This is a genomic window from Pseudomonas sp. B21-017 (assembly GCF_024749245.1).
Lineage (GTDB): Bacteria > Pseudomonadota > Gammaproteobacteria > Pseudomonadales > Pseudomonadaceae > Aquipseudomonas.
The window spans coordinates 727293-748600 of record NZ_CP087194.1 but is presented as its reverse complement, the minus strand read 5'-3'; the positions used below and the strand labels follow the sequence as shown (position 1 = coordinate 748600).

The 21308-nt window shown below is 60.9% G+C and carries 19 protein-coding genes and 1 pseudogene; 11 read left to right on the top strand and 9 right to left on the bottom strand.

What is annotated here, in order from left to right; translation table 11 throughout:
* Positions 1-46: 46 nt before the first annotated feature.
* The 3 genes from LOY28_RS03265 to LOY28_RS03255 all read left to right on the top strand — a co-directional run bounded on the left by LOY28_RS03265 (position 47) and on the right by LOY28_RS03255 (position 3266).
* The gene (locus tag LOY28_RS03265; RefSeq protein ID WP_018928375.1) at positions 47-1129 is read left to right on the top strand and encodes a BMP family ABC transporter substrate-binding protein; all 1083 of its coding nucleotides are present in this window, start codon (positions 47-49) and stop codon (positions 1127-1129) included.
* 136 nt (positions 1130-1265) lie between these two features.
* Positions 1266-2231, top strand: a complete 966-nt coding sequence (locus LOY28_RS03260) for a 2-oxoglutarate and iron-dependent oxygenase domain-containing protein (RefSeq protein ID WP_258613058.1) — start codon at positions 1266-1268, stop codon at positions 2229-2231.
* Between the two features lie 81 nt (positions 2232-2312).
* Positions 2313-3266 carry an adenosine deaminase gene (locus LOY28_RS03255; RefSeq protein WP_018928377.1) on the top strand — a complete coding sequence of 318 codons (954 nt, stop codon included), beginning with the start codon at positions 2313-2315 and terminating at the stop codon, positions 3264-3266.
* 55 nt (positions 3267-3321) lie between these two features.
* Here the strand turns inward: LOY28_RS03255 and LOY28_RS03250 are convergent, their stop codons facing one another.
* The 3 genes from LOY28_RS03250 to LOY28_RS03240 form a co-directional block, all read right to left on the bottom strand.
* Positions 3322-4704, bottom strand: a complete 1383-nt coding sequence (locus tag LOY28_RS03250) for an MFS transporter (protein ID WP_258613057.1) — start codon at positions 4702-4704, stop codon at positions 3322-3324.
* Positions 4705-4840: 136 nt separating this feature from the next.
* Complete coding sequence (locus LOY28_RS03245) at positions 4841-5575, bottom strand: helix-turn-helix transcriptional regulator (RefSeq protein ID WP_028940370.1); 735 nt, start codon at positions 5573-5575, stop codon at positions 4841-4843.
* Between the two features lie 316 nt (positions 5576-5891).
* Positions 5892-6821, bottom strand: a complete 930-nt coding sequence (locus LOY28_RS03240) for a LysR family transcriptional regulator (RefSeq protein ID WP_019651868.1) — start codon at positions 6819-6821, stop codon at positions 5892-5894.
* A 119-nt stretch (positions 6822-6940) separates the two neighbouring features.
* Between LOY28_RS03240 and LOY28_RS03235 the strand changes: the two genes are divergently transcribed.
* Together LOY28_RS03235 and LOY28_RS03230 are read left to right on the top strand one after the other, a co-directional pair.
* Positions 6941-7954, top strand: coding sequence for a zinc-binding alcohol dehydrogenase family protein (locus tag LOY28_RS03235; RefSeq protein ID WP_258613056.1), 1014 nt, complete (start codon positions 6941-6943; stop codon positions 7952-7954).
* A gap of 163 nt (positions 7955-8117) precedes the next feature.
* On the top strand, positions 8118-8288 hold the full coding sequence (locus LOY28_RS03230; protein WP_018928382.1) for a hypothetical protein: 171 nt from the start codon (positions 8118-8120) through the stop codon (positions 8286-8288).
* Positions 8289-8296: 8 nt separating this feature from the next.
* Here LOY28_RS03230 and LOY28_RS03225 read toward each other — a convergent pair whose 3' ends face one another.
* Both LOY28_RS03225 and LOY28_RS03220 read right to left on the bottom strand, forming a co-directional pair.
* Entirely contained in the window at positions 8297-9493 is a 1197-nt protein-coding gene (locus LOY28_RS03225; protein ID WP_258613055.1) for a multidrug effflux MFS transporter, read from the bottom strand.
* 109 nt (positions 9494-9602) lie between these two features.
* Positions 9603-9800: a heavy-metal-associated domain-containing protein gene (locus tag LOY28_RS03220; RefSeq protein WP_018928384.1), complete on the bottom strand. Its 198-nt coding sequence runs from the start codon at positions 9798-9800 to the stop codon at positions 9603-9605.
* Between the two features lie 161 nt (positions 9801-9961).
* On the opposite strand from LOY28_RS03220, the gene LOY28_RS03215 reads away from it, so the two are divergent.
* The 3 genes from LOY28_RS03215 to cueR all read left to right on the top strand — a co-directional run bounded on the left by LOY28_RS03215 (position 9962) and on the right by cueR (position 13243).
* Positions 9962-10345, top strand: coding sequence for a hypothetical protein (locus tag LOY28_RS03215; RefSeq protein ID WP_018928385.1), 384 nt, complete (start codon positions 9962-9964; stop codon positions 10343-10345).
* A gap of 94 nt (positions 10346-10439) precedes the next feature.
* Positions 10440-12833, top strand: a complete 2394-nt coding sequence (locus LOY28_RS03210; protein WP_258613054.1) for a heavy metal translocating P-type ATPase — start codon at positions 10440-10442, stop codon at positions 12831-12833.
* On the top strand, positions 12830-13243 hold the full coding sequence (gene cueR / locus LOY28_RS03205; RefSeq protein ID WP_007940146.1) for a Cu(I)-responsive transcriptional regulator: 414 nt from the start codon (positions 12830-12832) through the stop codon (positions 13241-13243). Before LOY28_RS03210 ends, cueR begins: the two co-directional genes overlap by 4 nt.
* Here cueR and LOY28_RS03200 read toward each other — a convergent pair.
* A complete protein-coding gene (locus LOY28_RS03200; RefSeq protein ID WP_096481218.1) occupies positions 13197-14414 on the bottom strand; it encodes an MFS transporter in 1218 nt (405 codons plus the stop codon). The genes cueR and LOY28_RS03200 overlap by 47 nt on opposite strands.
* Before the next feature lie 72 nt (positions 14415-14486).
* Complete coding sequence (locus tag LOY28_RS03195; protein ID WP_018928388.1) at positions 14487-15380, bottom strand: PA4780 family RIO1-like protein kinase; 894 nt, start codon at positions 15378-15380, stop codon at positions 14487-14489.
* Positions 15381-15824: 444 nt separating this feature from the next.
* Here LOY28_RS03195 and LOY28_RS30005 point away from each other — a divergent pair.
* Positions 15825-16913, top strand: a pseudogene (locus LOY28_RS30005) (cache domain-containing protein); the annotation flags it as partial.
* Positions 16914-17003: 90 nt separating this feature from the next.
* Complete coding sequence (locus LOY28_RS30000) at positions 17004-17771, top strand: methyl-accepting chemotaxis protein (protein ID WP_370694472.1); 768 nt, start codon at positions 17004-17006, stop codon at positions 17769-17771.
* A gap of 179 nt (positions 17772-17950) precedes the next feature.
* Here LOY28_RS30000 and LOY28_RS03185 read toward each other — a convergent pair whose 3' ends face one another.
* Positions 17951-18742, bottom strand: coding sequence for a helix-turn-helix transcriptional regulator (locus tag LOY28_RS03185; protein ID WP_018928390.1), 792 nt, complete (start codon positions 18740-18742; stop codon positions 17951-17953).
* 84 nt (positions 18743-18826) lie between these two features.
* On the opposite strand from LOY28_RS03185, the gene LOY28_RS03180 reads away from it, so the two are divergent.
* Positions 18827-19855 carry a bile acid:sodium symporter family protein gene (locus LOY28_RS03180; protein WP_258613053.1) on the top strand — a complete coding sequence of 343 codons (1029 nt, stop codon included), beginning with the start codon at positions 18827-18829 and terminating at the stop codon, positions 19853-19855.
* On the opposite strand, the gene LOY28_RS03175 is transcribed toward LOY28_RS03180, so the two are convergent.
* Complete coding sequence (locus LOY28_RS03175) at positions 19856-21133, bottom strand: acetyl-CoA C-acetyltransferase (protein ID WP_064616081.1); 1278 nt, start codon at positions 21131-21133, stop codon at positions 19856-19858.
* Between the last annotated feature and the right edge of the window lie 175 nt (positions 21134-21308).

Genomic DNA, 21308 nt, shown 5'->3' with positions numbered 1-21308 from the left:
TTTGCATTGACCCGATACACCTCACAACAAAATGGAGTTCCAGTTCATGCACAAACGTCCGTTGAAGCAGCTGCTTTGCGCTGTCGCCGCAGCCATCGGTCTGAGCGCCAGCCTGACCGCCAGTGCTGCCGCCCCGCTGAAAGTCGGCTTCGTCTATATCGGCCCGATCGGTGATCACGGCTGGACGTATCAGCATGAACAGGGACGCAAGGCACTGGCGGAGAAGTTCGGTGACCAGATCACCACCAACTACGTGGAGAACGTCGCCGAAGGCGCCGATGCCGAGCGGGTGATCCGCAACATGGCCAAGGACCAGTACGACCTGATCTTCACCACGTCTTTCGGCTATATGAACCCGACCCTGAAAGTTGCCAAGCAATTTCCCAAGGTGACCTTCGAACACGCCACAGGCTACAAGCAGGACAAGAACCTCGGCACTTACCTGGCACGCACTTACGAGGGCCGCTACGTCGGCGGTTTCCTTGCGGCGAAGATGACCAAGACCAAGAAAATCGGCTACGTCGCTTCCTTCCCGATTCCAGAAGTGATCCGCGACATCAACGCCATCCAGCTGGCGCTGAACAAGTACAACCCGGGCACCGAGATCAAAGTGGTGTGGGTCAATTCCTGGTTCGATCCGGGCAAGGAAGCCGACGCCGCCAATGCGCTGATCGATCAGGGCGTGGACGTGGTGTTCCAGCACACCGACAGCCCGGCGCCGATCCAGGCAGCAGAACGGCGTGGCGTGTATGCCGTCGGCTATGCATCGGACATGGCGCACTTCGGGCCGAAAGCGGTGTTGACGTCTATCGTCAACGACTGGGGCCCGCACTACATTCAGGCGACCCAAAGTGTGCTCGACCATGCATGGAAATCCCAGGATTACTGGGGCGGTTTGCAGGAAGGCACGGTTGAGCTGCCAATCAGCGACCTGGTGCCGGCCGCAGTGAAAACCGAAGCCGAGCAGATCATTGCCGACATCAAGAGCGGCGCGTTGCATCCGTTCACCGGGCCGATCAAGGATCAGGCCGGCGTGGAGAAAATCCCGGCGGGCGTGAGCGCGACCAATGCACAACTGGCGTCGATGAACTACTACGTCGAAGGCATGAAGGCTGAGATGCCGAAGTGATTTTTTACCCGTGACACCGCCAAGATCGCAGCCTGCGGCAGCGCCTACATGGATTGACTTACACCTGTAGGAGCTGTCGAGCGAAGCGAGGCTGCGATCTTTTGGCCCCAGCATAAAACCTCGCCTGGAACACTTCATGAACCAACTCCCGATCATCGACATCGCCCCGCTCTACAGCGATGACGCTCAAGCCTGGCAATCGGTCGCCACAAGCATCGACCGCGCCTGCCGCGAATGGGGCTTTTTCTATATCAAGGGCCACCCGATCGCTTCGTCGCGCATCGAGGCCGTGCTCGACCATGCCCAACGCTTCTTCGCCCTGCCCGCCGCCGAAAAACTCAAGATCGACATCACCCGGACCCGCCACCACCGCGGCTATGGCGCCATCGCCACCGAACAACTCGACCCGAGCAAACCCAGCGACCTGAAAGAAACCTTCGACATGGGCCTGCATCTGCCGGCCGATCATCCCGAGGTGCTGGCGGAAAAACCCTTGCGCGGACCCAACCGTCATCCGTCGATGCCCGGTTGGGAATCGCTGATGGAGCAGCACTACGTCGACATGCAAGCACTCGCGCAAACCCTGCTGCGAGCCATGACCCTGGCATTGGGCATCGAGCGTGACTTCTTCGATAGCCGTTTCAAAGAACCGGTCAGCGTGCTGCGGATGATCCATTACCCGCCGCGCCACACTGCCAGCTCCATCGATCAGCAAGGTGCCGGCGCTCACACCGATTACGGTTGCATCACCCTGCTCTACCAGGACGCCGCTGGCGGTTTGCAAGTGCGCAACGTAAAAGGCGAATGGATCGATGCACCGGCGATCGAAGGCACGTTCGTGGTCAACCTCGGCGACATGATGGCGCGCTGGAGCAACGACCGTTACCTGTCGACGCCACATCGGGTGATCAGCCCGCTGGGAGTGGATCGGTACTCGATGCCGTTCTTTGCCGAGCCACACCCCGACACCCCCATCGAATGCCTGCCCGGTTGCCAGGACGAACAGCATCCGGCGAAGTATCCGGCCACCACTTGCGCCGAATTCTTGCTCTCGCGCTTTGCCGACACCTACGCTTATCGACGGGAACAGGAAGCCGTGTAATGAACCGGCTGGTCAGGTTTTACTCATTGTTTCGGCGGGCATCTGTAGAATGCCCCCATTGCACTTGATGAGATTTCAAAAATGTACGACTGGCTGAACGCTCTGCCCAAGGCAGAATTGCACTTGCACCTGGAAGGTTCGCTGGAGCCTGAGCTGCTGTTCGCCCTGGCCGAACGCAACAAGATCGCCCTGCCGTGGAACGACGTCGACACCCTGCGCAAGGCCTACGCCTTCAACAACCTGCAAGAATTTCTCGACCTGTATTACCAGGGCGCCGATGTGCTGCGCACCTCCCAGGATTTCTACGACCTGACCTGGGCCTACCTGTTGCGCTGCAAGGAACAGAACGTGATTCACACCGAACCGTTCTTCGACCCGCAAACCCACACCGACCGTGGCATCCCGTTCGAAGTGGTGCTCAACGGCATCGCCGCCGCATTGAAAGATGGCGAGCAGCAACTGGGGATCACCAGCGGTTTGATCCTCAGCTTCCTGCGCCACTTGAGCGAAGACGAAGCGCAGAAAACCCTTGACCAGGCGCTGCCGTTCCGTGATGCATTCGTGGCCGTGGGCCTGGACAGCTCTGAAATGGGCCACCCGCCGAGCAAGTTCCAGCGCGTATTTGACCGTGCCCGCCACGAAGGCTTCCTAACCGTGGCCCACGCCGGTGAAGAAGGCCCGCCCGAGTACATCTGGGAAGCCCTCGACCTGCTGAAAATCCAGCGCATCGACCACGGCGTGCGCGCCATCGAAGACGAGCGCTTGATGCAGCGGATCATCGATGAGCAGATCCCGCTGACGGTGTGCCCGTTGTCGAACACCAAGCTCTGCGTGTTCGATCACATGTCCCAGCACAACATCCTCGACATGCTCGAACGCGGCGTGAAGGTCACGGTGAACTCCGATGACCCGGCGTACTTCGGTGGCTATGTCACCGAGAACTTCCACGCGCTGTACACCGATCTGGGCATGACCCAGGATCAGGCCAAGCGTCTGGCGCAGAACAGCCTGGATGCGCGGTTGGTGAAACCTTAAAGGTCACCCGATAAACCTGTGGGAGCGGGCCAGCCCGCTCCCACAGGTTCGGTGATTAATTGATGATCACCGGCTCGCTCAATTCTTCCAATGTCTTGCCCCGGGTTTCCATCCCGAAGATCCACACCACTGCCGCTGCAATCGCAAAGCACATCGCCCCCAGCGCAAACACTCCGTCCTGCCCCGTCATCGGGAACACCAGCCCGGTCACCATTGGCCCGAGCAGCGAACCCACGCGGCCGATGGCCGAAGCGAACCCCGAGCCCGTGGCCCGTGCCGACGTCGGGTACAACTCCGGGGTGTAGGTGTAGAGCACCGCCCACATGCCGAACAGGAAGAACTGCATCAGCAGTCCCGAGGTGATCAACAGGCTGACGTTGCCGCCGAACACCGCGCTCTGACCATAAAGAAACGCCATCACCCCGCCGCCGAGCAAGGTCACGACGCACACCGGTTTGCGCCCCCAACGCTCCACCAGCCAGGCGGCCATGAGGAACCCGGGAATCCCGCCGAGGGAAATCAGCACCGTGTAATACACCGACTGGGTCACGGCGAAACCCGACTGTTGCAGCAGCGCACTGAGCCAGGACGTCAAGCCATAGAAACCCAGCAAGGCAAAGAACCACACGCTCCAGATCATCATCGTGCGCCGGCGATATTGCACCGACCAGATTTCCCGCAGCGCGGAGAAGAAGTTGCCCGGTTGACTCGCCACCCGTGGCAGGCGAATCGGCTCAGGCAGATCCGAACGGCCCAATGAAGCCCGAACCCGTTCTTCGATGCGGTGTAAAACCGTGTCCGCTGCATCATGATGCCCGGCCTGTTCCAGCCATCGCGGCGACTCGGGAATGAAAAAGCGAATCGCCAGGACGAACACCGCCGGCACCGCCAACACCAGAAAGATGTCGCGCCAGCCAATCACCGGCAACAGGAAGTACGACAGCAACCCGGCCGCGACGAAACCGAGCGGCCAAAAGCCGTCCATCAATGCGATGTAACGCCCACGCCGCTTGGCCGGAATCAGCTCCGACAGCATCGACTGCGCAATTGGAAACTCCATGCCCATGCCGATCCCCAAGAGGATTCGGAACAACGTCAGCATTTCGACGTTCTGCGCCGTGGAACACAGGTAGCTGGCGATGCCCCACAACACAATGCTCCACTGGAACACCGGTTTGCGCCCGAAGCGGTCGGCCAGCATGCCGGACAGCGAGGCACCCACCACCATGCCGAAGAAACTCGAACTGGCCAGCAACCCGGCCTGCGCCGTGCTCAGGCCGAACTCGGTTTTGATCGAGCCTAGCAGGAAGGTCATCATCGCCAGGTCCATGGAGTCGAAGAAAAACGCCAAGGCAATGATGATGAAAATGATGCGGTGATAACCACTGATGGGCAGCCGTTCCAGTCGTTCTGCCGCGCTGAAGCTTCGTGTTTCCATGCCACCTTCCCCCAATCCGAAAGTCCCCGGATCGAGTGTGCGCGATAGTGACTGGGGGTTATTGCTGGATACGACCTGCCCACAGCTCTGAACGACGCCTGAAGCCCAGAATCCCGAACATCGCCCCCCAATGGCTCTAAAGCGCCATTTCCAGCTCGGTTTCCTTGGCGAAACGATGGATTTCACGTTGCCCCGTGGCCGTGATCTGCAAGGCTCGCGAATCGCTGGGCAGGCTCAACCAGCCGGACTGCATGAACAGTTGCAACAAGGCCGCCCCCAAGGAACCACCCATGTGCGGGCGTCTTTCGCTCCAGTCCGGGCATGCGCAGGCGACTCTGCCGTTGCGGTGGGCCAGCGCCTGGATGAACACACCGCGTGCTGCCAATTGCGTGGAACCCTTGTGAGTGATCATGACCCGCTGATCGAGCTGCTCGATCCAGCCGGCATCCAGCAGACGCTGGTAAAGATCGGCGGCCAGGGTACCGCCCAGATGGTCGTCACAAAGCCTGGCCCGTAGCAGTGACGAAGGCGCCGCCTGAGGTTTGGCGATAGGACTCGTACGTTTGAACACCTCTGGAATATCCCGAGGCGCGCTGGCCAGGGTAGCACTGGCCAGGGCTTCTATCGCGGCGCCGACTTCGGGCGCGGCAAGCCGGAAAAACCGTTTGCGCCCACGGGTTTCGACTTTCAACAGACCGCCGGTGGACAAGCGCCCCAGATGCGCACTGGCCGAAGACGGCGACAGGCCCGCCAGCAACGCCAGCTCCTCAGTGTGCCGTGCCGTGCCGTCCATCAAGGCCCACATCATTGCGCTGCGCTTTGGGTCAGCCAGCAACGTGGCAATCTGGCTGATGCAAGGTGCATGTTCCATGTATTCACTCCCTGTTGAATCGTTTCGTCTACTGCTCAGAGACATCTTGACCAGTAATGTGTCCTCGGCCAAGACGCGAAAACCGCCATAAGCCGGGCAAAGCCACCCGCTCACCCAGGCCATTGCTTCGCGGGTGCAGCGAAGGTCCGGTGATGACCGTAGGGTCTGACCGACTCGAACGTGGACTCGCCATTGCGAGATCGACGGCGCGTACATGAGGCGGGCGCTAGTATAAGCGGGTTAACCGCCGGTTCCTGCCCTCGGGAATCCATTGGTGGTGATAGTTCCTGACAGAAATTTCGCTATTTGCCTGCGACTAATGATCGACACCCGATATCGTCGGAAATTGACTGCTTATCCGAGCGCATCGGCTGGCAAGCATTTCCCGCAAAAGGTTCACCGGCTTACTCAATTGTGCGCGATGGGCGCACAGTAAATTCAGCGGTGCGCGCTCACAGAGCAATTCAGGCATCAGCACTTTCAAGCGACCGGCGAGCACATCGGTGGCGACATCGAGCCAGGACTTATACGCAATCCCCGCTCCAGCCACGGCCCACAGCCGCACCACATCGGCATCGTCACTGAAGCGATCGCCGCTGACGGTCAGGCTCACCTCACGTTTGCCGTCGTGAAAACTCCAGTGATCGTGGACCCGGCTACCGAGCATAAACAGCAGGCAATTATGCTGCGCCAATTGCTCCAGCTGCCGTGGTTCGCCATGTCGGGCCAGATAACTCGGCGCAGCACACAGCACGCGACGGTTCTGCGGTGCGATGGGTAAGGCCACCAGGCTCGAGTCTTCCGGCTCGCCGTAACGCAGGGCGATGTCCACCGGTTGGCGGAACAGGTCGGCGATGCGGTCGCCCAGCAGCAACCGTACGGTGAGTTTCGGATGCTCGCGCTGAAACTCGTCGAGCCATGGCAGCAGCAGGTTGCGCCCGAAATCCGAAGGTGCCGACAGCTGCAAAATCCCACTGACCTGATCCTGCCCACTGGCCAGCAAACGGCGGCCCTCATCGAGATTGCTCAAGGCGGCCCGGGCGTACTCCAGAAAGCCCTCGCCTTCGGCCGTCAGGCGCAGGCTACGGGTAGAGCGGGTGAGCAAGCGTGCGCCAAGTTGTTGTTCGATGCGCTTCAACGCCGCGCTGGCCACCGCCGCCGACATATCCATCCCCCGTGCCGCCGCCGACAGACTGCCCAGGTCCGCCGCCCGAACGAACAACTGCAAGTCATCGAAACGCAACATCTTCAGCCCCAATTATCAAAAAAATGTTGAAAGAGACTGCTCTTTTAGCGGGTTTTATCTTGCAGAGAAATAACCAATCATCTGTGCCATCGAAATCATCTCTCTCCCAGGATCCCACTATGAAAGCCATTGCCTACTTCGCCTCCCTGCCGATCAGCGACGAAAAATCCCTGCAAGATATCGAACTGCCAGAACCGGTCGCCGGCCCGCGCGACCTGTTGGTGGAGGTCAAAGCCATTTCGGTCAACCCGGTGGACACCAAGATTCGCCAGAACGTACAGCCTGAAGGTGGCGCGGCCAAAGTGCTGGGCTGGGACGTGGCGGGAGTGGTCAAGGCTGTTGGCAGCGAAGTGACCTTGTTCAAGGCCGGCGACAAGGTGTTCTACGCCGGCTCCATCGTCCGTGCCGGCGGCAACAGCGAGCTTCATGTGGTGGATGAGCGCATCGTCGGCCAGATGCCCAAGACCCTTGGTTTCGCCGAAGCCGCCGCCCTGCCGCTGACCGCCATCACCGCGTGGGAACTGTTGTTCGAACGCCTGCAAATACGCGAAGGCAAAACCGATGAGGGCCAGAGCCTGCTGATCGTCGGTGCCGCCGGGGGCGTTGGTTCAATCCTCACGCAATTGGCCAGCCAGCTCACCGGGTTGAAAGTCATCGGCACCGCGTCCCGTGCCCAAACCCAGAGTTGGGTGCGTGACATGGGCGCCGATCAGGTGATCGATCACAGTCAGCCGCTGAGTGAAGCACTCAAACGTGCAGGGTTCGAGCATGTGACCCACGTTGCCAGCCTGACCCAGACTGACCAACACCTGGATCAATTGGTGGAGGCATTGGCGCCGCAAGGCAAACTGGCGCTGATCGATGATCCGAAGGCGCTGGACGTGACCAAGCTCAAACGCAAGAGCCTGTCGCTGCACTGGGAGTTCATGTACACCCGCTCGCTGTTCGAAACCGCCGACATGATCGAGCAACACAAACTGCTCAACCGCGTCGCCGGGCTGATCGATGCCGGCACACTGAAAACCACGGTCGGTGAGCACTTCGGAACCATCAACGCCGCCAACCTGCGTCGCGCCCATGAACGGCTGGAAAGCGGCAAGTCCAAGGGCAAGATTGTGCTTGAGGGGTTCTGACCCGAAGATCAAAAGATCGCTGCGCCAGCGATCTTTTGCCGTCAGTCAGAGAGTTGATCGTTGTCACAATTGCGATCGTATTCAGGTCTACAATCGAAAACTCTGCGAACAATCTTTTACGTGATGTCTTTTGCGAGACGTCTTTCACAAGAGGAACTCAGCAATGAAGATCCTGATAAAAGAATTGGCAACATCCCGCTGGCAGGTTCGCCTGGATCAACACGCTGTGACGTTCCGCAGTGAAGCCGAAGCCCTGGCCTTCACTAAAACCCTTGAAGCGCGCTTGCTCGCGCCCCATCAGATTCCCGGCCGTCAGCAGCGCACTGCTGGCTGAGTCCGTCCTCAGGCCTGGGCTTGTTCCAACGCCCGGGCATTCTGCAAACGCCGGGTGAGCATCGCCACGCTCACCACCACAATTGCGCACAGGCTGATGACCATGGCCATCGGCATGGCACTGCCATCGTGCAAAACACCCACCAGCGCCGCGGCCCCGGCGGCGACGCTGAATTGCAGGCAACCGAGCATCGCCGAGGCACTGCCCGCCCGTGCGCCCTGGCCGCTCATCGCGCAGGCCGAGGCGTTGGGCACGATACAACCCAGGCTGGCGATGCAGACAAAAAGTGGAATCAGCAACGGCCACAAGTGCGCAGTGTGCAGCGAGCTGACCGCCAACAGAGCCAGGCCGCCCGTCAGGTAAAGCCAGACAGTGCGCGCCAGCAAGAAGGCCGGACCGCGTCTCGCCAGCAACCGGGCATTGACCTGGGCCACCAGAATGAACCCCGCCGCGTTGATCCCGAACAGCCAGCCGAAATGCTCGGCCGGCACACCATAGAGTTTGATGAAGACGAACGGCGAGCCCGCGATGTAGGCAAACATCCCGGCGATGGCGACACCACCGGTCAGGGCATGACCGAGGAATATCGGGTCCGCCAGCAACCGACCGTACTGGTGTAGCGCGCCCGACAACGGTTGGCGCGGCACATGGGCCGGTAGACTTTCCGGTAGCCCGAGAGCCACCGCCAACCCGGCCAGCGCACTGAAACCGGTCAGCACGAGAAAGATCGACTGCCAACCCGTCGTGTTGACCAACAACCCGCCCAGCATCGGCGCAAGAATCGGCGCCAGGCCCATCACCAGCATCAACTGCGAAAAGACCTTCGCCGACCCCACCGCATCGCATTTATCGCTGACCACTGCCCGGGCGATCACCATGCCCGCGCAACCACCCAGCGCCTGGACAAAGCGGGCGCCGATCAGCCACTCAAGACTCGGCGCGTAAGCACAGGCCAATGAGGCCACGGTGAATAAACCGACACCGGTCAGCAAGGGAAGCCGTCGCCCAAAGCGATCCGCCACCGGGCCGTACGCCAGTTGGCCGATGGACAGCCCCAGGAAATAGGCCGCCAGGGTCAGTTGAACGTGTTTTTCGTCGGTACCGAAAGCGAGCGCCATCGCCGGGAAGGCCGGCAGGTAGAAATCGATCGCCAGGGGACCGAAAGCGCTCAAGGCGCCGAGAATCAGGATTGTGCGCAGGTTCATCAGGCGTCCAGGTTAGGCAGACAGGTTAGCCATGGATCGGCAGGCTGACAGTCTAGCCGGGCGTGGACGCCTTGAACATTCCGATAGGTCGCTAACTATTAAAAATAGCTCAGGCCTGTTTTACCCCGTAACCCTCTTCAGTGATGGCGGCGATTACCTGATCGGCTGTCAGCACACTTTCTACGCCGACTTCTTTTGCCGCCAGATCGATGCGTACGCTGGCTGCCGGATCCTTGGCTTGCAGCGCCTCAGTGATAGCCTTGACGCAGTGACCGCAGGACATGCCTTCAACGTTGAACACTTGCATGGGACGTCTCCTTTAATGAAGCCCTTACATGAGGGTTGCGCGCAGTCTCGAGCTTGCCACCATGGCAAGGTCAAGTTCTGAAGCAAGCTGCCGGGCTGGCAATCGGCGTCGCGCTCGGCCAAGCTGCGTCCATCTATGACTCGACATCAGGAGATTCAGCCATGCGCTGGTCAGCTCTCAGCCTGTTTGGCTTCCTCAGCCTCTTTGCCGCGACACCTTCGGTTCAAGCCGCCGGGGAGGACTACGGCGTGCTGATCATTTCCCGCGAGCGCCTGGAAGTGTCGACTTCCTGCGAGATCGGCGTGTACATCCAGGATCAGTTGGCCGGGCGGCTGTTCCAGGAACAGAGCACCTCGTTCAACCTGCCGCCGGGCAATGTGTCCCTGCGCCTCAAACTGCTGCCGGGCCAGGCGCCGGGCTGCAACCCGGGCATGCTCGCGCCGGGGTCGCAGGACATCAAACTCAAGGCTGGGGATGTGTTGAAGTTCCGGATTGCGATGACGCAGGAAGGGATGTACCTCAAGCCTGCAGCTTTGGAATACTGAGTCGGCTGCGATCTTTTGATCTGAGACATGGCACTTGACCTTGCCAGCATGGCAAGGTTGATCCTGTAGGCAATTTCTACAGGGAGCGTGACCGATGTCCGAATCCACCACTTTCGATCTGCCGATTGCCGGCATGACCTGCGCCAGTTGCGCCGGGCGTGTCGAGCGTGCCTTGAGCAAAGTCATCGGCGCCACGGCCGTCAGCGTCAACCTGGCCACCGAACAGGCCCGGGTGCAAGCGCCCAGTGACAGCCTGCCGGCCTTGATGGACGCCGTGCAGCGGGCTGGTTACAGCGTGCCGCAGCAGACCCTTGAATTGAGTATCGACGGCATGACCTGTGCGTCTTGCGTCGGCCGCGTCGAACGGGCACTGACCAAGGTGCCGGGAGTGAAAAGTGTCAGCGTCAACCTGGCCAACGAACGGGCGCACCTTGAGCTGCTCGGCCAGGTCGATCCGCAAACCTTGATCGGCGCCGTGACCAAGGCCGGTTATTCCGCCCGCGTCTGGGAAGTCGAACACCCGCAAACCGATAATCAGCAACAACGCCTGCAGCGCGAACGCTGGGCCTTGCTGGCGGCCATCGCCCTCGCCTTGCCGCTGGTGCTGCCGATGCTGCTGCAACCTTTCGGTGTGCACTGGATGCTCCCGGCGTGGGTGCAGTTCGCGCTGGCAACGCCGGTGCAATTCGTCTTCGGCGCCCGCTTCTATGTCGCTGCGTGGAAAGCCGTGCGCGCCGGTGCCGGCAACATGGATTTGCTGGTGGCTCTGGGCACCAGCGCCGGCTACGGCTTGAGCGTTTACGAGTGGGCCACCGCTGCCGGTCGCATGCCGCACCTGTATTTCGAAGCCTCGGCGGTGGTGATTGCCTTGGTGTTGCTGGGCAAATACCTGGAAAGCCGCGCCAAGCGCCAGACCGCCAGCGCCATCCGCGCCCTCGAAGCCTTGCGTCCGGAGCGAGCCATTCAAGTGATCGACGGCCGCGAGCAGGAGGTTGCGATCAGCGCTTTGCGCCTCAACGATCTGGTTCTGGTAAAACCCGGCGAGCGCTTCCCGGTGGATGGCGAAGTGGTGGAAGGCCAGAGCCACGCCGATGAAGCATTGATCAGCGGCGAAAGCCTGCCGGTGCCCAAAGCTCCGGGCGACAAGGTCACCGGCGGTGCGATCAACGGTGAAGGTCGGCTGCTGGTGCGGACCATGGCGCTCGGCGCAGAAACCGTGCTGGCGCGGATCATCCGCCTGGTCGAAGACGCGCAGGCGGCGAAAGCGCCGATCCAGAAACTGGTGGATAAAGTCAGCCAGGTGTTCGTGCCCGTGGTGCTGCTGATTGCACTGGCGACCCTGGTTGGTTGGTGGCTGTATGGCGCGCCGCTGGAAACTGCATTGATCAACGCCGTCGCGGTGTTGGTGATCGCCTGTCCTTGTGCACTCGGGTTGGCCACTCCGACCGCAATCATGGCAGGCACCGGTGTGGCGGCGCACCACGGAATTCTGATCAAGGATGCCGAAGCCCTGGAGCGCGCCCACGAAGTCAGCGCCGTGGTGTTCGACAAGACCGGCACACTGACCTCGGGCACGCCGCGCATCGCGCATTTGAGTGCCATCGAGGGTGACGAAGCCGCCTTGCTGCAAATGGCCGGAGCGCTGCAACGCGGCAGTGAGCACCCGCTGGCCAAGGCGGTGCTGGATGCCTGCACCGAACGCGGCTTGACCGTGGCCGATGTCAGCGACAGTCAATCGCTGACCGGGCGCGGCATTGCCGGCAGCCTCGATGGTCGGCGATTGGCCCTGGGCAATCGGCGTTTGCTGGAAGAAAGTGGCTTGAATGCCGGGCCATTGGCCGACTCCGCAAGCGCTTGGGAAACCGAAGGCCGGACGCTGTCCTGGTTGATCGAACAAAGCCCCGAACCTCGGGTGCTGGGCCTGTTCGCCTTCGGTGACACGCTCAAGCCCGGTGCCCTGCAAGCGGTGCAACGCCTAAGCGCCCGCAATATCAGCAGCCACCTGCTGACCGGCGATAACCGCGGCAGCGCCAAAGTCGTCGCCCAAGCGCTGGGCATCAAGGATGTTCACGCCGAAGTACTGCCGGCGGACAAAGCCGCCACCGTCGCCGCGCTGAAAAAAACCGGCGTGGTGGCGATGGTCGGCGACGGCATCAACGACGCCCCGGCCCTGGCTGCTGCTGACATCGGCATTGCCATGGGCGGCGGCACGGATGTCGCCATGCACGCTGCCGGCATCACTCTGATGCGCGGTGACCCACGGCTGGTGCCGGCGGCGCTGGAGATCAGCCGCAAGACCTACGCGAAAATTCGCCAGAACCTGTTCTGGGCCTTCGTCTATAACCTGATCGGCCTGCCACTGGCGGCATTCGGCTTCCTCAACCCGGTGCTGGCCGGCGCGGCCATGGCGCTGTCGAGCGTCAGCGTGGTCAGCAATGCGTTACTGTTGAAAACCTGGAAGCCCAAAGACCTGGAGGACAACCGATGAACATTGGCCAAGCGGCCCGCCAGAGCGGTCTGAGCGCGAAGATGATTCGCTATTACGAATCCATCGGCCTGCTCAAGGCGGCCCATCGCACCGACAGTGGCTACCGGGTCTATGGCGACGACGACCTGCACACCCTGGCGTTCATCAAGCGCTCTCGGGACTTGGGTTTTTCACTGGAAGAAGTCGGCAAACTACTGACCCTCTGGCAGGATCGCCAGCGCGCCAGTGCCGATGTGAAGGCCTTGGCCCGTCAGCACATCGATGAGCTGAACCAGAAAATTCGCGAACTTGGTCAGTTGCGCGACACCCTGCAAGACCTCGTAGAACACTGCCACGGCGACCACCGCCCGGACTGCCCGATTCTCAAGGAGCTGGCCTCGGGTTGCTGCGTCGAACCCGCTCATTCTTGAGCGCCAACCCCTTCACCACCAGCAACAGGGTGAGGGGAATGCCGTGGAACAACAACACCACCGCGCCGGGTGTCCACCAGGAATAGAACGGCGCGGCGATCAACATGCCGACGCCGAACCCGGTCATTTGCAGCAGCGTCAGAAAACTGAAAATCGGCAGGCGCAGGCTGTCCGGTTCACGTTGCAGGCGCGACATCAGGCCGACCTCCGAAAAACCGTCGCCTATCCCGGCGGGCAACGAAAACAGCAGCAAACCGTACAGGGTCTGCTGCTGAAACGTCAGGATGAAACCGCAGGACATCAGCAACACGCCAAAGAAAAATCGCCGCTCAAGGTGCGCGTTGTCCGTGCCTTTCAGGCGACTGGCGATTCGCGCACCGATGAACTTGCCGCAGGCCCACACCGCCAGCATCAGGCCCAGGGTGGTGCTGGCCGACTCGGGTGTGAGCAGTTTTGAAATGATCGGAAGACCGACGTTGTGCGCGGCGCTGCCCAAGGTGTCGGCCATGGCGACGGCCAACATCGCCGCCAGTACCGGCGCCGTGCGCAAACCCTGGCGCAAGGCCTGCCATTCGCCCTGTTTGTGAAGAGGTTCATCACAGCTGGGGGCCGGTCCGCAAAACCGCAACGGCACAATCAGCAGCGCTGCCAGCAGGTACGTGACCACGTTCAATGCAAATACTGTTTCAAAGCCAAACCCCGCCACCAACAACCCGGCCACCAGACTCCCGCTGACCATCGCCGCAGACGACGCTGAGGTTATCCAGGCGTTGGTCTTGAGTAATTGCGCCTCTTCGATCAGGTGCGGCAATTGGCTGTTGAGGCCGATGGCGAACATCGAATTACCAAACCCCAGGCCGAACGCGATCAGCGGCAATAGCAACGCTTGTTGGCTGACCGGCAGCACCAGCAGCAGACCCAGCAAACCGGCACGCAGCAGATCGAAGGCAATCAGCGGCAGGCGCCCGGCCCAGCGGCGATAGAACCGGGTGCCGATCAGGCTGGCCAGGATACCCCCGGCGACACGGCTGGCGAGGAAGATGCCGACGCTCATGGCGCTATTGCTGAGCAGGTAGACGTAGGTAGCCAGGGCGACCATGTTGAGGAAAGCGCCGAAGTCCGAAATCAGCCGGGCGGCGATGATCAACTGAGCATTGCGGATGGAGTTCACATTCAGTCCTTGAGTGTGCGGGGTATTGCTGGTGTAAAAAACCCGGCCAAAGCCGGGTTTTGGGTCAACCGATCACTGCATCCACGGCGGAGGCGGTTCTTCGGCTTTGCTCGGTGGCGCATCGTCCGCCGCCCGAATCGCTTGGCGACGCTCTTCGTCGAGACGGGCCGCCTCGATCTCGCGCATGATCCCGCCGACGTCCGCCAGTTCTTCCGGCTCGTCGAACTCGCCGGTCAACACGCTGGCCGGGTGCAAGGTACCGGCTTCGTACAATGCCCACATCTCCTTGGCGTACTTGGTGCGTTTCAACTCCGGCGCAAAGCGACCGAAGTACGACGCCATGTTGCCCACGTCCCGCTCCAGCATGCTGAACGCGTGGTTGTTGCCCGCCGCATCCACTGCTTGCGGGAGGTCGATGATGACCGGGCCGGTCGGCGTCAGCAGCACGTTGAACTCGGACAGGTCACCGTGCACCAGACCGGTACACAACATCAGCACGATTTGCGAAATCAGATAGGCGTGATATTCGCGTGCCTGATCCGGCTCCAGCACCACATCGTTCAGACGCGGCGCGGCATCGCCGTACTCGTCGGCCACCAGCTCCATCAGCAGCACGCCTTCGAGGAAGTCGTACGGCTTGGGCACCCGCACCCCGGCACTGGCCAGGCGGAACAGCGCCGCCACTTCGGCGTTCTGCCAGGCGTCTTCGGTTTCCTTGCGGCCAAACTTGGAGCCCTTGGCCATTGCGCGAGCCTGCCGGCTGTTGCGCACCTTGCGACCTTCCTGATACTCGGCCGCCTGACGAAAACTGCGTTTGTTCGCCTCCTTGTAGACCTTGGCACAACGCAGCTCGTTGCCGCAGCGCACCACATAAACAGCTGCTTCTTTACCACTCATGAGTGGGCGCAGCACCTCGTCGACCAGACCGTCCTCGATCAGGGGTTCAATGCGTTTTGGAGTCTTCATCAGCTTTTATTGTGGGTCCTTTATTACCAAACACGCGAAAGTCATTCGTTATACGGCAATCCTCTCATTGGGGGGAGGGGTTGCCGACCTATGAACGTTCCCATGAACATCAAGAAGCACACAATGTGCCGGATTAATCAGGCAAAACTCATCGACCGCCCCGGATCATAGCTGAGCGAGAACCACTTGTTGACGACGGAGTGCCAAGGTATTTGCGACAGAATCTAACCTCGATCCCTGGCGTTCGCAGGATTTTTCTCAAAAGACCTCAATTTCCCCGCGCTTCAGCCGAAGTCATTAGAGAGAAAAGGAATTGTCTGACAATCGCCTCAACAACAATCAAGAAGGCGCGCTCAAGGATCGGGGCGTATCAAACGTTTTCGGCTGCCAATAATCCGCGAGTCATCAGTACTGCGTGGGCCTACAAGAAAAACTGGAGCGCGGATGAACATCAAACAGAAGTTGACCTGGGCGTTTGCAATCATCGCCTGCTTGCCCGTGGTGCTGGTCGCCACCCTCGTCGTGCTGAACTTGCGCAGTGATGCCAAGGACAATTTTGTCGACGGCAGTGGCCGCGAGATTCGTCAGGTCAGCAATGCCATGCAGCTGTTCTTTGATGGCATCAGCCAGAACGTTGACTACCTGGCGACCCAACCGCTGATCAAGAACTCCGACGACAGCCTCAAGACCTACATGAGTGCCAACGCCGAGAGCATTCCCCAAGGCGAAATGGACAAGAAGGTCTTCGCCCTCCTCCAGGACCTGGGCAACAGCCACCCGGCCTACGCCTATGCGATTCTCGGGACGGCGGCGGGCGGTTACGTGTCCTGGCCGGACGATGCGAAGCTGAGCAATTACGACCCGCGCCAGCGCCCTTGGTACAAGGCGGCCCAGGCCAAGCCGGGCAAGCCGCTTCGCACCGAGGCCTATTACTGGGCCCAGGATGACGCGACCTACGTCAGCACCGTGCGCACCATCGATAACAAACTGGGCAGCAATGGCGGCGTGGTCAGCATCGACGTGACGCTCAAGCAGCTCACTGAAATCGTCAAACAGATCAAACTCGGCGAAACCGGCTACCTGATGCTGGTGGAAAACACCGGCACCATACTGGTCGATCCCAAGCAGCCGGAACACAATTTCAAAGCACTGAGCAGCCTCGGCGACGGTTACGCGCAACTCGGCAAGGCCGGCAAAGGGCTGGTAGAGGTTGAGCTCAATGGCGAGCGCTACATGGCCAACGTCTGGCCGTCGGAGCAACTGGGCTGGACCTTTATCGGCCTGATCAAGCAGACCGACGTGATGAGCTCGGCCACTCAACTGACCTGGCTGATCGCGATCATCGCGGCGGTACTGGCGGTGTTCTTCGCCATCGTCGGCGCCAGTTTCGCCAGCCTGATCGTGCGGCCGATCCGCAGCGTGGCCAGCGGTCTGGAAGGCATCGCCCAGGGCGAAGGCGACCTGACCAAGAACCTGCACATCCGTGGCAGCGATGAAACCGCGCAACTGGCCAACTGGTTCAACCAGTTTCTGGCGGCGATCCGCAACCTGATTCAAAGCATCGGCGGCGCCGCGACCAAGATCCTCGCCACCTCCAAGAGTTCGACCCAAGTGTCCAGCGACATGGCCGAAGCCGCCGGGCGTCAGCGTGAAGCGGTGGACATGGTGTCCACGGCGTTCCACGAAATGGTCGCCACCGCCAACGAAGTCGCGCGCTCTTGCAGCCAGGCCGCCGAGTCGGCCGACAGCGGTCAGCGCCAGGCCCGTGAAGGCCAGCAGCAGATCGATGCCGCGGTGAGCAGTGTCGATCGCTTGAGCCAGGAAATCGAACAGTCGGCGCAATCGATGCAACAGCTTGAGCGCGACAGCAACGACATTCAGTCGATCCTCGGGACCATCCGTTCCATCGCCGAACAGACCAACTTGTTGGCCCTGAACGCGGCCATCGAAGCAGCCCGGGCCGGTGAACAGGGTCGTGGCTTTGCGGTGGTGGCGGATGAAGTTCGCGCCCTGGCCAAACGAACTGCCGATTCCACGGCGGAAATCGACGGCCTGCTGGGCAACCTGGCCAAGCGCACCAGTCAGGTAACACAGCAGATGCATGCGAGCCTGGAGGTGTCTCAGCAATCGGTGACCCGCATCGGTGAAGCGCGCAGCAGCTTTGGGCAGATCCGTGAGTCGGTGGATGTGATTCGTGACATGAATACTCAAATCGCCACGGCGGCTGAGGAACAGCATCAGGTGGCCGAGGACATCAATCGGCATATCAGCCAGATTCATGGCGATGCGCAGTTGGTGGCGGAATTGGCAAACTCGGCGCGGCTGGATTCTCAGAGCCTGGCAGGCTTGTCGAATGAGCTGGACGGGTTGGTTCGCCGCTTCAGGACCTGAAGTCACTGATCCAACTGGTCGAAACCGATACCTGTGGCGAGGGAGCTTGTCGGATCGCCGCACCGTCCCGCTCGGCTGCGAAGCAGTCGTAAACCGGCAAACGCGGAATATCTAATGCACCGCGTTGGCTGAATTGGGACCGCTTCGCGCTCCAGCGGGAGCAAGCTCCCTCGCCACAATTACTGCTTGAACAACTCCCCGGGGGTAAACCCGAACAACCCCTTGAACGCCGCAATAAACGCCGACGTCGAGTCATACCCGCAAGACAGCGCGGCATTGGTCACGCTGTCCCCCTCCTCCAGCAAACTCAACGACGACAGCAGCCGCATGCGCTGCCGCCAACTGCGGAAGCTCAACCCGGTCTCGCGCTGAAACAGCCGCATCAGGGTTTTCTCCGACATGCCCAAACGCTCGGCCCATTCCTGCAAGGTCACCGTGCACTCGGGACTTTCGATCAGTTCGTTGCACAAACCCAGCAGTCGCTCATGCCGGGGCAGCGGCAAGGAAAACCCCACCTCCGGCAGACTCGCCAACTGATCGAGCAGCACGCCCACCAATCGCGCCTCCTGACTGTCGCCCTGTGGATACTCCACCGGCAACTGGCAAAAGCGCTTGATCAGCTCCCGCGCCAAAGGCGTGACTTCCAGCACCCGGCAACGCCCGTCCGCCCATTGGCAGTCCTCGCGGCGCACATACAGGCTGCGCATTTCGGCACGCATCGAGGTCACGACCTGATGTTCGAGATCCGCCGGAATCCAGATGCCCCACTGCGGCGGCGCAAAGAAACTGCCCTCGGCGGTGTGCACGCCGAGAACGCCGCTGATGGCGTAGGAAAACTGCACCCAATCATGACGATGAGGCGGCGTCCACGAACCGGCGTTCAGGCTTTCCGCCCGCGCATACAACGGACGCGGCAACACCGTCAGCGCCGGGATGGTCCGCTCGAGGGTAAGTTGTCCGTTAGTCGGCATTGATTGGCCTTATGTCGCAAGACGGCTGACAGGGCCGACGTTAGGCTAAGTCATCAATTCTTACAAATGGATTCGGTGCCGGTTATGCATGCCTTCAAACACCTTAAACGCGTGGTCACCGACTGGTTCTTGTGCGGCATGCTGATCGCCACGCTGCTGGCGTATTTCTTCCCGACCTTCGGCGCTACCGGCGGCGGGATGCACGCTGAGTATGTAATCAACATCGGTGTGTTCCTGGTGTTCTTCCTGCACGGGGTCAACCTCTCCAGCGAGCAGATCCGCCACGGGCTGAAAAACTGGAAGCTGCACGTGATGGTTCAAGCCTTCACCTTTGCGGTGTTTCCGTTGATCTGGCTGCTGAGCGACACACTGCTGGGCTCACACATTCCATCGTTGCTGATGCTCGGTTTCCTCTACCTCTGCGCCCTGCCCTCGACCATCTCTTCGTCCGTGGCCCTGACCGGCAGCGCGGGCGGCAACGTACCGGCGGCGATTCTCAACGCGAGCCTGTCCAGCGTCTTGGGGATTTTCCTGACACCGTTGCTGGTGAGTTTCGTGGTCGGCAGCGGCGCTGGCGGCATCGACCTGGGTTCAACCCTGCTCGACTTGTGCGCGATGCTGTTGTTGCCGCTGGTACTCGGGCAATTGCTGCGGCCATGGCTGGGCAGGTTTTTCGCTCGGCACAAGCGCTACACCAACATCGCCGACAAGCTGGTGATCCTGCTGCTGGTGTACTCGGCGTTCTGTAACTCGATGGTCTCGGGGATGTGGCAGCAACAGGGCAACAGCGTGATTCTCACGGCGTTGATTGGCAGCGCGATTCTGCTGGCGATCATCCTGTGGATGACCACCCGCACCGCCCACGCGCTGAAGTTCAGCCCCGCCGACGAGATCGCCGCAGTGTTCTGCGCCAGCAAGAAGTCCCTGGCGGCCGGGGCACCGATGGCGGCGCTGATCTTCGGCGCCAACCCCGGCCTTGGGTTGATCCTGCTGCCGATCATGATCTACCACCCGTTGCAGCTGATCGTGTGCTCGGTGATGGCCGAGGGTTACGCCAACCGCAACCGGCAACTGGCCGCGCAGCAAAACGCGGCAGTGCTCAGCCCTCAATAATCAGCGCTCGATAATCGCCGTCACGCCCTGACCGCCGGCGGCGCAGATCGAAATCAACCCTCGGCCCTTGCCCGCCGCGTCCAGCAGCTTCGCCAAGTTGGCGACGATGCGCGCACCGGTGGCGGCAAACGGATGCCCGACGGCCAGTGAACTGCCTTTGACGTTGAGGCGACTGCGGTCGATGGAACCCAGCGCCGCGTCGAGGCCGAGACGGGTTTTGCAGTACTCCGGATCTTCCCAGGCCTTCAACGTACACAGCACCTGCGCGGCAAACGCTTCGTGGATTTCGTAGTAATCGAAATCCTGCAAGGTCAGGCCGTTGCGCGCCAGCAATCGCGGCACCGCATACACCGGCGCCATCAGCAGCCCTTCGGCACCGTTGACGAAATCCACCGCCGCCGCCTCGCCATCGCGCCAATAGGCAAGCACCGGCAAACCGCGCTCCTTCGCCCATTCCTCGCTGCCCAACAGCACCACCGACGCACCATCGGTGAGTGGCGTGGAGTTGCCCGCGGTCAGGGTGCCCTTGGCACTTTTCTCGAAGGCCGGTTTCAGTGAGGCGAGTTTTTCCAGGGTCAGCTCCGGGCGCAGGTTGTTGTCCCGAGTCAGGCCGAGGAACGGCGTCATCAGATCGTTGTGCCAGCCTTCGGCGTAGGACGCCGCCAGTTTCTGATGGCTTTCGAGGGTCAGCCGATCCTGCTCGTCACGCGGGATGCCCCAGGTCTGGGCCATCAATTCACAGTGTTCGCCCATCGACCGGCCGGTGCGCGGCTCGCCGATACTTGGAAAGTCCGGGATCAGGTGTCGGGGACGCAATTGCAGGAAGGTTTTCAGTTTGTCAGCGGTGCTTTTGGCGCGGTTGGCTTGCAAGAGAATCTTGCGCAAGTCTTCGTTGACACCGATCGGCACGTCCGAGGCCGTGTCGACGCCGCCGGCAATGCCACATTCGATTTGCCCCAGGGCGATTTTGTTCGCCACCAGCAATGTTGCCTCCAGCCCCGTACCGCAGGCTTGCTGGATGTCGTAGGCCGGCGTTGTCGGCGACAACCGCGAGCCCAATACGCATTCACGGGTCAGGCCGTAGTCGCGCAAATACTTGAGCAAGGCCCCGGCGGCCACTTCGCCCATGCGCACACCGTGCAGGTTATAGCGCTCGATCAGGCCTTCCAGCGCTGCGGTGAACATCGCCTGGTTACTGGCAGTGGCGTACGGCCCGTTGGACCGGGCAAAAGGAATACGGTTACCACCGATAATCGCGACGCGACGCAGCTGAGTCATGAAAAAAGCTCCTTCTGATAGTCAATGGTGAACACACATCCCTGTGGGAGCGGGCTGCAATTCCTGAAAGACCTGCTAAACCCAAGCTCAAACCAACCTGCAATGTTCAAGCGTAGGCCTTATCTCGTGGATCGAACGACTAATTGCCATTCCTGGTCCACACTTTTAACCCCGG

Excerpts from the sequence above, each read along its gene's own strand:
- LOY28_RS03180 (WP_258613053.1), top strand. The coding sequence starts at position 18,827 with ATGCATGCCTTCAAACACCTTAAACGCGTGGTCACCGACTGGTTCTTG.
- LOY28_RS03210 (WP_258613054.1), top strand. The coding sequence starts at position 10,440 with ATGTCCGAATCCACCACTTTCGATCTGCCGATTGCCGGCATGACCTGC.
- LOY28_RS03175 (WP_064616081.1), bottom strand. The coding sequence starts at position 21,133 with ATGACTCAGCTGCGTCGCGTCGCGATTATCGGTGGTAACCGTATTCCT.
- LOY28_RS03235 (WP_258613056.1), top strand. The coding sequence starts at position 6,941 with ATGAAAGCCATTGCCTACTTCGCCTCCCTGCCGATCAGCGACGAAAAA.
- LOY28_RS03215 (WP_018928385.1), top strand. The coding sequence starts at position 9,962 with ATGCGCTGGTCAGCTCTCAGCCTGTTTGGCTTCCTCAGCCTCTTTGCC.
- LOY28_RS03240 (WP_019651868.1), bottom strand. The coding sequence starts at position 6,821 with ATGTTGCGTTTCGATGACTTGCAGTTGTTCGTTCGGGCGGCGGACCTG.
- LOY28_RS03220 (WP_018928384.1), bottom strand. The coding sequence starts at position 9,800 with ATGCAAGTGTTCAACGTTGAAGGCATGTCCTGCGGTCACTGCGTCAAG.
- LOY28_RS03245 (WP_028940370.1), bottom strand. The coding sequence starts at position 5,575 with ATGGAACATGCACCTTGCATCAGCCAGATTGCCACGTTGCTGGCTGAC.
- LOY28_RS03250 (WP_258613057.1), bottom strand. The coding sequence starts at position 4,704 with ATGGAAACACGAAGCTTCAGCGCGGCAGAACGACTGGAACGGCTGCCC.
- LOY28_RS03185 (WP_018928390.1), bottom strand. The coding sequence starts at position 18,742 with ATGCCGACTAACGGACAACTTACCCTCGAGCGGACCATCCCGGCGCTG.
- LOY28_RS03260 (WP_258613058.1), top strand. The coding sequence starts at position 1,266 with ATGAACCAACTCCCGATCATCGACATCGCCCCGCTCTACAGCGATGAC.
- LOY28_RS30000 (WP_370694472.1), top strand. The coding sequence starts at position 17,004 with ATGGCCGAAGCCGCCGGGCGTCAGCGTGAAGCGGTGGACATGGTGTCC.
- cueR (WP_007940146.1), top strand. The coding sequence starts at position 12,830 with ATGAACATTGGCCAAGCGGCCCGCCAGAGCGGTCTGAGCGCGAAGATG.
- LOY28_RS03230 (WP_018928382.1), top strand. The coding sequence starts at position 8,118 with ATGAAGATCCTGATAAAAGAATTGGCAACATCCCGCTGGCAGGTTCGC.
- LOY28_RS03265 (WP_018928375.1), top strand. The coding sequence starts at position 47 with ATGCACAAACGTCCGTTGAAGCAGCTGCTTTGCGCTGTCGCCGCAGCC.
- LOY28_RS03225 (WP_258613055.1), bottom strand. The coding sequence starts at position 9,493 with ATGAACCTGCGCACAATCCTGATTCTCGGCGCCTTGAGCGCTTTCGGT.
- LOY28_RS03195 (WP_018928388.1), bottom strand. The coding sequence starts at position 15,380 with ATGAAGACTCCAAAACGCATTGAACCCCTGATCGAGGACGGTCTGGTC.
- LOY28_RS03255 (WP_018928377.1), top strand. The coding sequence starts at position 2,313 with ATGTACGACTGGCTGAACGCTCTGCCCAAGGCAGAATTGCACTTGCAC.